Consider the following 13,692-nt stretch of genomic DNA (forward strand, 5'->3'; position numbering starts at 1 on the left):
TGCTATTTTGAAAAAAGTAAATAAACTAAAGAAAAAGGGTGCAAATGACCAGGATCAAAAAGATGACAAACAAACAACTTCGGAAAATGGCAAGCTTACCGGCTCTCTAGAAAAGGATTATAAAATTATAAAAAAGCGATTAGGTCAAGCACTGGATGTTGTGTATAGAGAATTTGAAATCAAAGCAACTAAACAAAAAGGATATCTCATATTTCTTGAAGGATTTATCGATAAAGCATTAATTGATGTCGATGTTCTAAGACCCTTATTGATATACAGCATAGAGCAGAAGAATCAATTAATAATGACAAAAAAAGACATAAAAGATTTTATTCAGCGCCAACTCATAACAGCTGCTCAAGTAAAGAGCGGGCAGAAAATACAAGATGTCCTGGATCATATCCTTTCAGGAGAAACTGCCTTGCTTGTCGACGGGATAGACGAAGCATTTTTCATAAAAGCCATATCACTAAACCAACGGTCAGTTGAACAGCCGGAAACAGAGAGAGCCATCAGGGGACCGAAAGATGCATTTACGGAAAGTATAAAAACAAACGTCAGCCTTGTCCGCAGAAGGCTGAAAACTCCTCAGCTTAAATTAGAAAATAAGAAAGTAGGTCAATTGTCGCAAACCACAGTTGTCATTACATACCTCGATACTATTGCCAATCCTTCTATTGTTGAGGAGGTACACAAAAGAATTGACAGAATTAAAATTGATGCGGTGGAAGAAGGCGGCAGCATTGAGGAATTAATTGAAGACAATGCTTTTTCTGTTTTTCCGCAAGTTTTATATACAGAACGCCCGGATAAGTTAGTTGCCAGTCTATTGGAAGGCAAAGTTGGCATTATTGTTGAAAATACGCCGTTTGCACTCGTTGTTCCTGTCACATTTTTTGATATGATGACGGCTTCTGAAGATTACTATGAACGTTTTGTGCTGGCGACCGCTGTGCGGATGCTGCGCTATTTGTATTTGCTGGCGGCTCTATTGTTTCCTTCTTTATATATTGCAATTGTCACCTTTCATCTGGAAATGCTGCCGACTAATTTAGTTTTTAGTGTGGCAGCTTCAAGAGAAAATGTCCCGTTTCCAGCTCTTGTCGAGGCGTTGCTCATGGAAATTTCTTTTGAAGGATTAAGAGAAGCCGGGATACGCCTGCCGACTCCGGCCGGGCAAGCAATAAGCATTGTTGGCGCTTTAGTGATTGGTGAGGCTGCTGTCCAAGCAGGTATTGTTTCAGCGCCATTAGTGATTGTTGTCGCAACCACAGGCATTGCTTCTTTTATCTTTCCAAATTATGCTTTATCAGCTTCTGTTCGACTGCTTCGTTTTCCGATGATGATTCTTGCCGGTACTTTGGGATTATATGGCATACTTTTAGGGGTTTTTTTCATCCTAATCCATCTATCGCGGCTTCGCTCTTTTGGAATCCCGTATTTATCTGCTGTCGCTCCTTTCCATTTTAGAGATCTTAAAGATGTCTTTATTCGTGCACCGTGGTGGGCGATGATCAACCGTCCGGATGAGTTTGGGAAAAATAACGGGCAGCGAATGAAAAAATTTCTTCGTCCGCGTATCCCTAGACGTTATCCATAGAAGGCGTTTCTGACAGGTACGGAAGGCATAAATTATAAGCAAAGTTCTGTTAAAGGAGTATTTTTTGATGAAGGTTTTGAAAAAGCTGGCCATCATTGTAGCCGTCATTCCATTTCTTACTGGTTGCTGGGACAGCATTGAGGTAAATGATGTGGCGCTGGTCACCGCAGCAGGCGCGGATCAATTGAAGAACGGAAACATAAAACTGATCCTTCAAATTGCTATACCAAGTCAATTAGGTCCTACCGGTATGGGAGGAAGCGGCGGTGTTCAAGGGAGTACATTCGTCGTTTCAAACAGTGGAAAAACAGTCATGGAGGCATATAGAAGGATTCAAGAAAAACTGCCCAGACGTATTTTCTTTTCTCACAGCAGAATCATTGTTATTGGGCAAAGCTTGGCTCGTCATGGGGTTTCGGAAGTTCTTGATTTTTTTACAAGGTATCCTGAAGCCCGTTTGAATGACTATATTATTTTTACAAAAGGAAAGGCGGCCAATTTGCTGGAGACGAAAACTCCATTAGAAAGAGTGTCTTCTGAGGAAATAAGAGAACTAAATAAAGAAGGTTTAGGGATAAAAGTCAGTTTAAGGGATTTTATCGACAGGTTGCTTGGAGAAGGTATCGAACCCGTTGCCGCTCAGTTTAAGAGAGAACCGGAACGGTCAGATGGAGAAAGCGCATCGCAATCTGATCAAGGGATGATGGATGTGGCAATTGTTGGTGCAGCTGTATTTCGTAATGACCGGTTAATCGGATGGTTAAATAATATAGAAACCAGAGGGATCTTATGGCTGGGTAATAATGTTAAACAAGGAGTTATTGGAGTCAATATTCCGAAAAATAAAGGCGGTGGAAGAATAGGCGCCCAAATTTATCAGTCATCAACTAATATTGACCCTAAAATAGAAGGAAATAACGTTAAAATTAATGTGAACATTCGGTCTGAAATGGATGTTTATGAGAATGATTCAAAATTAAATTTGGAAGACCCAAAAGTTATAAAATATTTACAAACAAATTTGGAAAACGAAATTAAAGCCAGGATAAAATTGACGCTTAATAAAATTCAAAAACAATATAAATCAGATATATTTGGTTTCGGAAGAGCAGTATATCAAAGTTATCCGAAGGTTTGGGAGAAAAGTTATAAAAAACAATGGACACGCATTTTTCCAATGGCAGATGTAAAGGTCATCCCTCATGTGAAAATTAAACAGACCGGCTTAACTAACAAATCGTTATCCGGTAAAGACGGGTGAACAAATAATGATTAAAGTTATCCTTATTTTTCTTTTCTTCGTATTGCTGGGATTTTGGGATGTGCCAAAATTAATTTCAGAAAAACGAAAGAAAGAATTGACGATTTATATCTTCTTAGCACTTATCGGGTTTATTTTTGGCATCATGGCTGCCTTTCATGTTTCGGTTTAATCCAACCTTTTAAAATATTAGTTTTTAACAGTAAACGTCTTTGAATATCTTGACATCTCAGACCTTCCAACCTAGGATTATTGATAGTACCATTAAAAAATTCAATGTTCCATTTTTTAAAAGAATAATGAACTTAATATGTAAAGGGGAAAGAATAATGAAAAAGGAGTTAGATAATACAAGCATTATCCCATTGTATCACCAGCTAAAAGAAATTTTAAGAGATAACATTGAATCAAGCAAATGGCGGCCGGGCGAACTCATTCCTTCCGAAAATCAGCTGCAAAAGGATTATAACATCAGCCGTAATACAGTAAAAAAAGCTTTGGATGACCTAGTTGCCGAAGGGTTATTACATAGAATTCAAGGTAAAGGCACTTTTGTAGCGATGCCCAAATTAGATCAATCGTTATCCAGCTTTTATAGCTTCAGCAAAGTAATGGAGGAAAAGGGATTAGAACCTAAAGATATCATTATAAGTATTAATAAAACTAATGCTGATCCAAATATTGCAAATCACTTGCAAATTCCGGAAGGTGCACCCATCATTACTTTGGAGAGGCTGAGATGCGCCAAAGAAGAACCAATCATTTTAGAAACATCTTATATTCCGCAAAGTATCATCTCCGATTTAGACAAAGAAAAAATTCAAAAGTATTCATTATATGATTATATGCAAAAGGAATATGGCGTCATTGTTACTAACGCAAAGGAAATTTTTGAACCTGTTCTGATCAGGGAATACGAGAGTCAATACTTACAAGTAAAACCCGGGTTTCCTGCACTCCTGTTAGATAGAATAGGCTATGATGCCAACCGTAGACCCGTAGAATTTTGCCGTTCAATTGTTAGAGGGGATCGCTGCCGGTTTTACACCGAACTCTTATAAAAAGGGGGTAAAGCCCCTAAAAGACTTTTCAAAATTTTCAACTTGACCCAACAACCTGTCAAGTGTTATATTTTACTTATTCAAATATTAAATCAATTAATTCGTGTTAAGAAAGATATCCAAGAAAAGAGAGGTAAAGGTATGACAGTATCAGAATCAATCACTTATAAAGAGATTAAAAGCCAGCCAAAAGTTTGGAAGAAAGTTATTGATCAATGTCCTGATAAGATAGAGTCATTTGTAAATCATCTAAAACAAGAAAATTATGATGAAATCATTTTTGTCGGCTGCGGGACATCTTATTACCTGGCTCAATCATTAGCCTTTATTTATTCTGAAAAGTTAAAAGTGAGAGCGTTTGCAGTACCGGCTTCAGAAATTTTATTTCATGACAATGCCTATTTACTTGGGACTGCGAAAAAGCTTTTCCATTTAATTTCAAGATCTGGTGATACGAGTGAAATAGTGTCGGCTGCTAAAAAATTGAAAGCGAAAAATTATACTGTTTCAGCCGTGACTTGCCGATCAGCCAGTTCTTTGGCGGAAGCTGCCGATTTAACAATCGCCATCAATGAGGCTGATGAAGAAAGTGTTGTCATGACGCGATCTTTTACTTCAATGTTTATAACAATGGTTTATGCTGCAGAACAACTGGCGGGTGCGGTAACCATTGATAAGCAAATTGTTGAAGCTGTTTCAAATATTATTGATGTCTATGAAGAAAGAGTAATGAAGCTTATTAATAATAACACGATTGAAACCTTTGTCTTTTTGGGAAGCGGTTCACTGTACGGCGTTGCTAATGAAGCTATGCTGAAAATGAAAGAAATGACGATTTCCAACTCAGAAGTCTTTCATCCCTTTGAATACCGGCATGGCCCAATGTCACTGGTTTCTGAAAAAGTCTTAGTTACCCTGTTCACTTCAATTGATGCCAGTCAAGAAGAACTGCAATTACTGAAAGAAATGAAGGGTCTTAACGGCAAAACGTTGGTGATTAAAAGCGGAGACAAGGATCTTTCAGATTTCAATACGGATTTGACAGTTCAAGTTAACGGTCTGACAAATGAGCAAGTGGGTCTCATTGGTTTGGTCTTGGTTCAATTAATGGGTTGTTATATCGCGGAGCATAAGGGACTTAACTTAGATAAACCTAGGAATCTGACACAAGTCGTTAAATTGTAGGGAGGACTTCATATGCCTTTAGCGACATTGACTGATGTCTTAAATGGTTTGAAGAATAAGCCGGCGGCAGTAGGAGCATTTAATGCTCATTATTTAGATATTATTCCGCATCTTGTTAAAACCGCAGAAAAACAACAGGTACCGATCATTATGCAAATCACTGAATCTACTTTACGATTTAGTGGTCTAGATAACGTGATAACCCTATCCATACCGATTATTGAAAAAGCTCAAGTACCTATTGTGCTTCATTATGATCATGGCAAAGATATGGATCGCGTAAAAGCTTGTATTGATGCAGGTTTCAGCTCAGTCATGTATGACGGCTCCAGCTTACCTTACGAAGAAAATATTAAGAATACACAAGAAATTGTTGCTTATGCTAAGAAACAAGGCGTGTCTGTTGAGGCGGAAATTGGCCACGTTGGCATGGCTTGCGAGGGGGGAAGTCATGCCTATACTAACCCGGATGATGCCGGCGAATTTGCTAGATTAACGAATGTTAGTGCGTTAGCTGTTGCCATCGGCACTCAGCATGGCTTATACAAAGGTCCGTCAAAGCTTGATATTGAACGTTTGAAAAAAATTCATGAACAAGTAGACATTCCGCTTGTGTTACACGGCGGTTCAGGTGTTCCTGATAAGACTATTAAAGAAGTGATTGCAAATGGCATTTGTAAAGTTAATATTGCCAGTGAACTAAAAGCACCCTGGGTTCAAGCGATCAAAGACTTTCAAGAAGAAAATCCAGAGGAATTTGACCCAAGAAAAATTCTCAAACCAGCACACAAAGCTTATGTCAAAGCTGTAAAAGAAAAAATATCTCTCCTTGGATGGCATCATGCCGCTGTTAACCATTAATTTAAATCCCGCCATCGATACAGTTTACCGGGTCAAATCATTTAATGCGAATGAAATTAATCGTATTCATGACGTCGTTAAAACGGCGGGAGGGAAAGGCAATAATGTAGCAAGAGTCGCTAAAAGTGCTGGTGAAGAAGTGTATAGTTTATGTTTTCTAGGCGGCGGGAACGGCAAATGGATTTCCAGTCAATTAACTGAGGCAGGCATTTATCCGGTGTATGAAGAGATAGCCGGGAACACAAGAACTTGTATCGCTGTCATCAATGAAAGGGATAACAGTATTACAGAACTATTAGAACCAGGCCCTGTCATTTCTGAAAAACAGCAAAATCAGTTACTTGAGAGATTAGCAGTCTTAACCGGCATGAAGGCTTTTGACTGCATAACTTTATCGGGAAGCATACCAAAAGGGATAACGGATGAATGGTTAGATAAGTTATTTGCTAAGCTGTGCGCGTTTGGTATTCCTTTTATCGTTGACACAAGCGACATCAGATTAATAGATTTATTGCATCACAAGCCTACTGTCATTAAACCGAATATTCATGAGTTAGAAAGTTGGATGGGTACCAGATTAAAAGAAGATAACGACATCATTCAAGCCGGTCGGCATTTATGCCGGAAAGGTGCGGAAATCGTGGTTGTATCCCTGGGAGAGAAAGGCGTTTTGGCCATCCTGGAAGGGGGCGTTTATAAGGTCGAAGTCCCCAAAATTAATCCGCTTTCAGCAGTGGGTGCGGGGGATGCGCTCGTAGCTGGATTAGCTTTAGGGTTTATAAAAGAGCTTCCATTGCCCGAAATATTACGGAAAGCGGCCGGTTTCGGCACCGCTGCAACATTAAGTTACACAACTGGCAGTATTGACAACAGTAGATTGCCGTTATTACAAAATCAGGTGATTGTGAAAAAGATATAAAGCCTTTTTTGAAATGATTGACAAGGAGGTGACATCGTGCCCTATTCACTTGGCGTTGATATCGGAGGAACAAAAATTGCGGCAGGAATAGTGGATGAAAAAGGAAAATGCCTATTCAGAACACAACACCCAAGTATTTCTGGAAACCGAGAAAACATGTATCAACAAGTTGTTCGATGCATCAAAGACGTTGTCGATCAGTTTGGCTGCTCTATAGAGGGGCTCGAAGGCATCGGCATTGGTGTGCCTGGGAAAGTTGACACTGAAAAAGGCATTGCAGTCTATCAGAATAATTTACAATGGGCAGACTTTCCGATAAAGCAGCGAATCTTGGAACAATTTCCTGTTAAAAAGGTCGTCATTGACAACGATGTTTACATGGCAGCTTTCGCTGAATGGATTCAGCATGGACAGGAGATGGAAGAAACATTTGTATATTTGACAATAAGTACAGGCATTTCCTGTTGTACCATTCATAACGGAACATTTATTCGCGGCAGTACGGGATTTGCAGGTGAAATCGGTATGTTGCCGGTTGCTGTCGACCCTTTGACCGGTGAACGATTGCCTTTAGAAACAATGGCTTCAGGTCCGGCAATTGAAAGATTGGCTGATAAAAAGGCTCAATCAAATAAAAATTTTATTAGCGGATCTGTAAGCGCTATCATAAAAAGTTGCAAACAAATCATCATGGAATATAGAAATCAAGAACCATATGCTTTGGAAGTTATGAATGAGATATTGGACTATCTTGCAAAGGGCCTTTATACAATTATCTGTATTCTTGATCCTAATAAACTTGTCCTCGGGGGAGGGGTTATTAACCATAATCCCGAGTTAATAAAGGCCGTTAAAGACTCTTTGCAGACTTATCTCATATCTGAACAAGCTGATCTTCTCAACCGGATTTATCCGAGTATTTTGAAAGGCGATGCAGGTTTGATTGGAGCAGGGTTAAGGATACATGAATTTTTTAATTAACCTACTCAACTTTCGCTTACAAAAATAGCTCTCAACTCTTGATGTAATTGTCATTAGCGTTTAATAGTTATGCTGCTTTTCCCTTTTCAACACCAAGAAGTATTTTCTGGTGCAAAAAAAATTCCGGGAGGATTAGTAATGAAAAAAGTTTACTTAATCATTATGGGCATTTTTTTGTTAGTCCTCGTAAGTGCTTGCTCCAATAGTGAATCAAGCTCAGGTTCGGCTAAAGTAACGCTTAGATATGGCATATGGGACAAGAATCAAAAACCGGCTATGCAAAAAATTGTTGATGAATTTCATAAAACGCACCCTAATATCAATGTGAAAATTGAAGTTACGCCCTTTAATCAATATTTTACTAAGCTAGAGACAGCGGCTACCGGAAATACACTTCCGGATGTCTTTTGGATGAATGGTCCCAATTTCTTAGAATACGCCTCTAATGATATGTTATTGCCAATCAATGATCTTGTTAAAAAAAGCGAAGTTAATATGAGGAATTATCCTAAATCTTTGGTAGACCTATATACTTACAAAGGAACGGCTTGTGGGGTTCCGAAAGATTATGATACAATCGCTCTCTATTACAACAAAAAATTATTTGATGAAGCAAAGGTACCATATCCTGATAAAACATGGGATTGGGCTAAATTACAAGAAGCGGCTAAAAAACTTACGAACAAGGATAAAGGCGTTTGGGGCATAGCAGCAATGTTAAATAATCAGCAAAATTTCTATAATACAATTTATCAAAATGGCGGATACGTCATATCGGATGATAAAACAAAATCTGGATATGATCAACCGGCAACGATTGGAGGATTAAAATTCTGGGTGGATTTAATAAAGGATGGTTCTTCTCCAACAAACGCTCAAATGACAGAAACAAGTCCTGATCAAATGTTTGAATCCGGTAAAGTGGCGATGATCTATGACGGTTCTTGGATGCAGACTGAATTTAAACATAACGAATATACCAAAGATAAAGTAGATGTTGCGCCTCTTCCAAAAGGGAAGAAACAAGCAACTATTATTCATGGCTTAGCAAATGTCATTTCCAAAAATACGCAGCATAAAAAAGAAGCTCAGGAGTTTTTGGCATTTTTAGGTTCAAAAAAGGCTGCACTTATTCAGGCAAAATCGGGTACAGTGATTCCAGCATATAACGGAACCCAAGAAGCATGGGTAAAATCGAATCCGAATGTAAATCTAAAAGTATTTATCGATAGTGCAAAATATGCTGTACCGCTTCCTTCTTCAAAAGATACGACTACATGGTGGGATGATGAAACTAATATTCTCAATAAAGCTTGGTCATTAGAAATGCCTGTTGATAAGGCTGCTAAGAAATTAGCTGAAAAAATGAATAAGGATTTAGCAGGAGAGCATTAGAACTCAAAAAAAGGAGGTGTTTACGTGGCAACTTCTGAAAAAACAGTGGAAGTGATCAAGCCTAATTTAAAAATAAAAAGAAATCTATCTAAAAAACGTTATTCTGATTGGCTTTGGGGTTATCTTATGATAGCCCCAACCATGATCGGGTTGGGCATCTTTTATTTATGGCCGACGCTTCAAACAATATATTTTAGTTTTACAAAATGGGGAGCTTTCGGAAATCACACGTGGGCAGGTCTAGATAACTATAAAAGGCTTTTTCATGATCCAGAAACTATAGAGGCTTTTAAAAATACAATAATTTTTGTTGTTTTATCTGTGCCTATTGGTATTGCAATTTCCATAATCGTAGCGGTTCTTCTCAATCAGAAAATAAAAGGGTTGACGATATACAGAACACTATATTTTTTGCCTGTAGTCACGATGCCCTCTGCTGTGGCAATGGTTTGGCGCTGGCTTTATAATTCCAACTACGGATTTATCAATCAATTTTTATCTTATTTTTCAATCAAAGGTCCACAGTGGATTACCGACCCGCATTTAGCACTGTATTCAGTTATCATTGTTGCCATTTGGAGTTCGATAGGTTATAACATGGTAATCATCTTGTCAGGACTTCAAGGCATTCCTAAACTATATTATGAGGCAGCGACGATTGACGGAGCAGGTGCCCTATTGAAGTTTTTCAAAATTACATTGCCAATGCTTTCTCCTGTTCTTTTCTTCGTTACGATTATGTCTTTAATCAATGCTTTTCAGATGTTTGACCTTATCCTTATGATGATTGGTTCAACAAATAACGCTATCGGAGAATCCCAAACGCTTGTTTATCTATTTTACCATGCTGCATTCGTCATTAATGATAAAGGCTATGGAGCGGCGATCGCTGTGGTATTGCTTATTATTATCTTAATTATAACGGCTATACAATTTAAGTTACAGAAGAAATGGGTACATTACGAGTAATAGGAGGCGGCGAGATTGCCAAATACATCGAAAAGAGGAAAGTGGTTGATTCATATTGTACTGATTATCGGGGCAATAATCATGGTTTTTCCTTTTATTTGGATGTTGTTAACATCATTTAAGACTTTTGGGGAAACGACTCAAGTTCCTCCGGTAATTTTTCCGAAAAAATTACAATGGGCAAATTATAGTAATGTTTTTAATAGCCTTCCTTTTTTAGCCTTTTACTGGAATACCATTGTTTCAACATTGGCAAAGGTCATTGGGCAAGTGATCTTTTGTTCATTAGCAGCTTATGCGTTTGCGAGAATCAACTTTCCAGGGAAAAACTTTTTATTCATTCTTATGCTGGCTGTTCTAATGGTTCCTACTCAAGTCTTCCTCTTGCCGCAATATATGATAATGGAGAAATTAGGATGGTTGAACACCATAAAGGCACTGATTGTTCCTGGATTATTCAGTGCGTTTGGAACTTTTCTTTTAAGACAATTTTTTATGTCTTTACCAAAAGAATTGGAAGAAGCAGCAAGGTTAGATGGTTGTAATCACTTTAAAATCTATTGGCTCATTATGATGCCTTTAGTTAAACCGGGTTTATTAGCGCTAGCAATTTTCACTTCCCTTTGGGGATGGAATGACCTTTTGTGGCCTTTAATTGTTAATAGTTCTCCAGACAAAATGACGATATCGGCAGGACTAGCATCTCTTCAAGGCCAGCATTCTACTGACTACTCTATCTTAATGGCAGGTTCTGTACTTGCTATATGGCCAATGATCTTAATCTTTATTTTCCTTCAAAAGAAATTCATCGAGGGAATAGCGATCACAGGATCAAAATAAAGCAGAGTCGAAAAATAAAGTTATGATTTTCTGAAGCAGCCTGTTCTTCGGTTACAATGGGGAGGGAATCATAACTCTGACCATGGTTAATCTTTATTTTAATAGTTTAAGGGTTAGGAGTCCCTATCTTGCTGTATTGCAATTATTCGAGACAAACTTACCTTTAATTTATAACTTTATTAAATCTATATACCGGGAGGCGCATGACTATGAAAAAACTATCAGCTGTATTATTAGGTGCCGGAGACAGAGGGGCGCATGCTTACGGACCGTATGCTATCAGCTATCCAAATGAACTGGAATTTGTCGCTGTTGCTGATCCTAATGAGGAGAGAAGCTATACATTTGCTCAAACTCACCAAATAGATAAGAACAACGTCTATGATTCATGGACAGAAGTTTTGGATCGGCCGAAATTAGCCGATATAATGGTGATTTGTACGTTGGATCGGATGCACTTTAAACCAACGATTCGTGCGTTGGAAAAGGGGTATCATGTCTTGCTGGAAAAGCCGATGTCACCTCATCCTGATGAATGTATCAAAATGGCGCAGGCTGCAGAACAAAATAATCGGTTACTGTCTATTGGGCATGTGCTTAGATATACACCGTTCTGGTCTTCTATGAAAAGAGTCATTGATGAAGGGAAAATTGGCGAGATTGTTTCCATACAATTAAATGAAAATGTTGGTTATTTGCATATGGCACATAGTTTTGTCCGCGGTAATTGGAATAATTCCGATGTTACAAGTCCGATGATTTTGCAAAAGTCGTGTCATGACATGGATATTCTATCATGGTTAATTGGTAAACCATGTTTACGGGTCAGTTCGTTTGGATCGCTAAAACATTTTCGAAAGGAAAATGCACCAGAAGGTTCTGCCCCTTTTTGTTTGGACGGCTGTGAAGTTTATAACGAATGCCCGTTCTATGCACCAAGATTTTATTTAGGGGAAGGCAAAGGATGGGCAAGGAAAATTACTGATGATACCTCCCGGGAAGGCATTATTGAAGCGTTAAGAACAGGACCATATGGAAAATGTGTCTATCAATCTGATAATAATGTTGTTGATCATCAAGTCGTCAATTTAGATTTTCAAGGCGGTGCGACTGCTACATTTAGCATGTGCGGTTTTACACATAATATCACACGAAACATACAAGTGATGGGCACGAAAGGTGAAATACGCGGTTATATGGAAACGAACAGTTTCACAATATATGACTTTTTAACAAAAGAGGAAAATGAGATCCGTGTGCATCGACCAACATCAGGGCACGGGGGCGGAGATACAGAACTGATGAGAAATTTTCTTCATGAGGTTCGCCATTTCCAAGGCCATCAAGGTCTTACTTCGGCTCATACTTCTACAGAAAGCCACATGATGGCTTTTGCGGCTGAAAAATCTAGATTGGATGAGGGGAAACCGATCAATTTGCTTGATTATAAGGAACAACTTGTACAAAGTCTGTAAGAGAAGTAATGATGATTGTTTCCAGCCCTCCTAATTTCAAAGGTAAGGACGCTATGTCTTCACTTAAACGTGAAAGAATAGCGTTTTTTTCGTTTTGGGGTTAATGATTTGCTTTAGCCTAAAGGTATACGGCAGGACACCAAAATGAACTTTTTTATAAAAACAATGGTCATTTTAATGAAGTGGAACTTCCGTTACAGTAAACGGACAAAATAAAGGATAAAGACCTTTAAAAGAAGCCTTAAATGAGAAGGTGAATCCGAATTCTTTTGTATATTTATTTACTTTGACTGTGGAGAAATAATTCCACCCGCATAAACTATTTTTATGTACTTTTTATGTTTTTATATTAAACTACTAGCACATCACAGATAGGAGTTTTTGATAATGAAAAAATTTATTTTACTTTCATTACTGTTGTTTACCGTCATTTTTCCGAACTTTGCTGAGGCAAGAGGATTTAGCGGTCACAGCTCTATAGGGCACAGTTCTATAAGTCATCATTCCTCGTATGGTTCTCACTTCGGCGGCGGGACTTATCATTCTGGATATAAATCACCGTCGAGCAATGTGACAAGAAATAATCAATCACATTCAACATATAACCAATCACATCATTCGAGAACAAAAAGCATTCTAACCCATGCTGCAGCTTTTGGGGCAGGGGCATTTTTAGGGCATATGTTTCACCCGTTTGGAGGACATTATTATGGAGGTTCATACGGATTTTCTTTCTTAGGACTTATCGTTGATATTCTTGTCATTGTCATTATTATTTGGGTAATTAAAAAGATTTTTACTAGAAGACGATATTAAGGAGCTGCACAATGGAATTACTATTTAATGAACAAGACATCGTAGATAGTGTTTGTGTCTATACTGCAGAAGAGGAAGACGCAAACCCTGAACAAGTTGAAGTGGATTTGGAATTTAACCCTTCATCTGGGTTTGCTGCCACTGCAATTGTCCACGGCCGGACAATTCGATTAAATGAACAAGACGTCATTGATGCTGTTGCCGTTTATTTACGTGACTATCATCAATTTATTCCGGAGAGTTTACTAATTGAATTATCCTTTTCTGAAAAGGAACAGTTTACCGCATCAATTCAAGTAAGGAATCAATATTAAGCCTTGTAAAACAAG

At 38.2% G+C, this 13,692-nt stretch carries 14 protein-coding genes; all 14 read left to right on the forward strand.

Annotated elements, in window-relative coordinates; genetic code table 11:
• Window positions 1–7 precede the first annotated feature (7 nt).
• The 14 genes from ACFQRG_RS03640 to ACFQRG_RS03705 all read left to right on the forward strand — a co-directional run bounded on the left by ACFQRG_RS03640 (window position 8) and on the right by ACFQRG_RS03705 (window position 13,677).
• Window positions 8–1,600 (forward strand): spore germination protein, encoded by a 1,593-nt coding sequence (locus tag ACFQRG_RS03640; protein WP_380963704.1) that lies wholly within the window; start codon window positions 8–10, stop codon window positions 1,598–1,600.
• 67 nt (window positions 1,601–1,667) lie between these two features.
• Window positions 1,668–2,861 (forward strand): Ger(x)C family spore germination protein, encoded by a 1,194-nt coding sequence (locus ACFQRG_RS03645; RefSeq protein WP_380963707.1) that lies wholly within the window; start codon window positions 1,668–1,670, stop codon window positions 2,859–2,861.
• A gap of 7 nt (window positions 2,862–2,868) precedes the next feature.
• A complete protein-coding gene (locus tag ACFQRG_RS03650; RefSeq protein ID WP_380963709.1) occupies window positions 2,869–3,033 on the forward strand; it encodes a hypothetical protein in 165 nt (54 codons plus the stop codon).
• 157 nt (window positions 3,034–3,190) lie between these two features.
• Complete coding sequence (locus ACFQRG_RS03655; protein ID WP_380963712.1) at window positions 3,191–3,922, forward strand: GntR family transcriptional regulator; 732 nt, start codon at window positions 3,191–3,193, stop codon at window positions 3,920–3,922.
• Window positions 3,923–4,063: 141 nt separating this feature from the next.
• On the forward strand, window positions 4,064–5,107 hold the full coding sequence (locus ACFQRG_RS03660) for an SIS domain-containing protein (protein WP_380963714.1): 1,044 nt from the start codon (window positions 4,064–4,066) through the stop codon (window positions 5,105–5,107).
• Window positions 5,108–5,119: 12 nt separating this feature from the next.
• Window positions 5,120–5,968 carry a class II fructose-bisphosphate aldolase gene (locus ACFQRG_RS03665; protein WP_380963717.1) on the forward strand — a complete coding sequence of 283 codons (849 nt, stop codon included), beginning with the start codon at window positions 5,120–5,122 and terminating at the stop codon, window positions 5,966–5,968.
• Window positions 5,949–6,887: a 1-phosphofructokinase family hexose kinase gene (locus ACFQRG_RS03670; RefSeq protein WP_380963719.1), complete on the forward strand. Its 939-nt coding sequence runs from the start codon at window positions 5,949–5,951 to the stop codon at window positions 6,885–6,887. Before ACFQRG_RS03665 ends, ACFQRG_RS03670 begins: the two co-directional genes overlap by 20 nt.
• A 36-nt stretch (window positions 6,888–6,923) precedes the next feature.
• Entirely contained in the window at window positions 6,924–7,868 is a 945-nt protein-coding gene (locus ACFQRG_RS03675; RefSeq protein ID WP_380963721.1) for an ROK family protein, read from the forward strand.
• Between the two features lie 138 nt (window positions 7,869–8,006).
• On the forward strand, window positions 8,007–9,263 hold the full coding sequence (locus tag ACFQRG_RS03680) for an ABC transporter substrate-binding protein (RefSeq protein WP_380963724.1): 1,257 nt from the start codon (window positions 8,007–8,009) through the stop codon (window positions 9,261–9,263).
• A gap of 126 nt (window positions 9,264–9,389) precedes the next feature.
• Window positions 9,390–10,232, forward strand: a complete 843-nt coding sequence (locus ACFQRG_RS03685; protein WP_380964944.1) for a carbohydrate ABC transporter permease — start codon at window positions 9,390–9,392, stop codon at window positions 10,230–10,232.
• A gap of 81 nt (window positions 10,233–10,313) precedes the next feature.
• Entirely contained in the window at window positions 10,314–11,072 is a 759-nt protein-coding gene (locus ACFQRG_RS03690) for a carbohydrate ABC transporter permease (protein WP_380964946.1), read from the forward strand.
• A gap of 209 nt (window positions 11,073–11,281) precedes the next feature.
• Window positions 11,282–12,547 (forward strand): Gfo/Idh/MocA family protein, encoded by a 1,266-nt coding sequence (locus tag ACFQRG_RS03695; protein ID WP_380963727.1) that lies wholly within the window; start codon window positions 11,282–11,284, stop codon window positions 12,545–12,547.
• Window positions 12,548–12,934: 387 nt separating this feature from the next.
• Window positions 12,935–13,363, forward strand: coding sequence for a hypothetical protein (locus tag ACFQRG_RS03700; RefSeq protein WP_380963730.1), 429 nt, complete (start codon window positions 12,935–12,937; stop codon window positions 13,361–13,363).
• Window positions 13,364–13,374: 11 nt separating this feature from the next.
• Window positions 13,375–13,677 (forward strand): DUF2653 family protein, encoded by a 303-nt coding sequence (locus tag ACFQRG_RS03705; protein WP_380963733.1) that lies wholly within the window; start codon window positions 13,375–13,377, stop codon window positions 13,675–13,677.
• Window positions 13,678–13,692 lie beyond the last annotated feature (15 nt).

The sequence above is a fragment of the Scopulibacillus cellulosilyticus genome, assembly GCF_042665295.1.
Lineage (GTDB): Bacteria > Bacillota > Bacilli > Bacillales > Sporolactobacillaceae > Scopulibacillus_A > Scopulibacillus_A cellulosilyticus.

What these genes read in the sequence shown, in the direction of transcription:
- ACFQRG_RS03645 (WP_380963707.1), top strand. Translation starts at nt 1,668, where the DNA reads ATGAAGGTTTTGAAAAAGCTGGCCATCATTGTAGCCGTCATTCCATTT.
- ACFQRG_RS03650 (WP_380963709.1), top strand. Translation starts at nt 2,869, where the DNA reads ATGATTAAAGTTATCCTTATTTTTCTTTTCTTCGTATTGCTGGGATTT.
- ACFQRG_RS03655 (WP_380963712.1), top strand. Translation starts at nt 3,191, where the DNA reads ATGAAAAAGGAGTTAGATAATACAAGCATTATCCCATTGTATCACCAG.
- ACFQRG_RS03660 (WP_380963714.1), top strand. Translation starts at nt 4,064, where the DNA reads ATGACAGTATCAGAATCAATCACTTATAAAGAGATTAAAAGCCAGCCA.
- ACFQRG_RS03665 (WP_380963717.1), top strand. Translation starts at nt 5,120, where the DNA reads ATGCCTTTAGCGACATTGACTGATGTCTTAAATGGTTTGAAGAATAAG.
- ACFQRG_RS03670 (WP_380963719.1), top strand. Translation starts at nt 5,949, where the DNA reads ATGCCGCTGTTAACCATTAATTTAAATCCCGCCATCGATACAGTTTAC.
- ACFQRG_RS03680 (WP_380963724.1), top strand. Translation starts at nt 8,007, where the DNA reads ATGAAAAAAGTTTACTTAATCATTATGGGCATTTTTTTGTTAGTCCTC.
- ACFQRG_RS03685 (WP_380964944.1), top strand. Translation starts at nt 9,390, where the DNA reads ATGATAGCCCCAACCATGATCGGGTTGGGCATCTTTTATTTATGGCCG.
- ACFQRG_RS03690 (WP_380964946.1), top strand. Translation starts at nt 10,314, where the DNA reads ATGGTTTTTCCTTTTATTTGGATGTTGTTAACATCATTTAAGACTTTT.
- ACFQRG_RS03695 (WP_380963727.1), top strand. Translation starts at nt 11,282, where the DNA reads ATGAAAAAACTATCAGCTGTATTATTAGGTGCCGGAGACAGAGGGGCG.
- ACFQRG_RS03700 (WP_380963730.1), top strand. Translation starts at nt 12,935, where the DNA reads ATGAAAAAATTTATTTTACTTTCATTACTGTTGTTTACCGTCATTTTT.
- ACFQRG_RS03705 (WP_380963733.1), top strand. Translation starts at nt 13,375, where the DNA reads ATGGAATTACTATTTAATGAACAAGACATCGTAGATAGTGTTTGTGTC.